Raw genomic sequence first — 797 nt, 5'->3', positions numbered from 1 at the left:
CCACGTAAAAATGGCCATCATTAAACGTAACGTAACGCCACTGATATGCGTAAACGACCCGAACATGATGACTGCCATGCCCAAGTCACTGACCGCCGCCACCGGTATGGATGCCTTGACTCACGCGATAGAGGCCTATGTCTCGACGGCTGCCAATCCGATCACGGATGCCTGCGCGTTGCAGGCCATGGCACTGATTGCCAACAATCTGCGCGATGCCTTCACCAATGGAGCGAACATTACTGCACGCGAGAACATGGCATACGCACAGTTTCTGGCCGGCATGGCGTTCAACAACGCATCATTGGGCTATGTACACGCCATGGCGCATCAACTGGGCGGCTTCTATGATTTGCCGCACGGTGTGTGCAACGCCGTATTGTTGCCTCATGTTCAGCGTTTCAACGCCAGCGTCAGCGCTGCGTGCCTGACTGATGTTGCGCATGCAATGGGCTGCAATATTCGTGGTCTTTCTCCGCAAGAAGGTGCTCAGGCGGCAATCGAGGCCATTCGCGCACTGTCGGCTGCCGTGGAAATCCCGGCGGGGCTGGCGGTGCTTGGCGTCAAGGAAGAGGATTTCCCGATCCTGGCCACCAATGCCCTGAAAGATGCGTGCGGTCTGACCAATCCGCGTCGTGCCGATCTTGAGCAGATTAAGGAGATATTTCGTCAGGCAATGTGATTAACCGCAACAGACAGGCTAAAAATGGCAACGCTCTTACCCTACACACTTTCGGCCCGGAATATCTGTCTGGATATTTTCGACAGCAACGTGCCGCGTTACTTTGATCCTGCAG

1 protein-coding gene and 1 pseudogene are annotated in these 797 nt (G+C 55.1%); both read left to right on the top strand.

Annotated elements, in window-relative coordinates; genetic code table 11:
• The coding region (locus tag ALO43_RS17670; protein WP_157062328.1) for a dehydroquinate synthase/iron-containing alcohol dehydrogenase family protein at positions 1-682 on the top strand (682 nt) is incomplete at its 5' end.
• A 24-nt stretch (positions 683-706) separates the two neighbouring features.
• A pseudogene (locus ALO43_RS29150) lies at positions 707-797 on the top strand (GNAT family N-acetyltransferase); the annotation flags it as partial.

It is taken from the genome of Pseudomonas tremae, from assembly GCF_001401155.1.
Classification (GTDB): Bacteria; Pseudomonadota; Gammaproteobacteria; order Pseudomonadales; family Pseudomonadaceae; genus Aquipseudomonas; species Aquipseudomonas tremae.
This window is presented reverse-complemented; position numbering and strand designations above follow the sequence as displayed.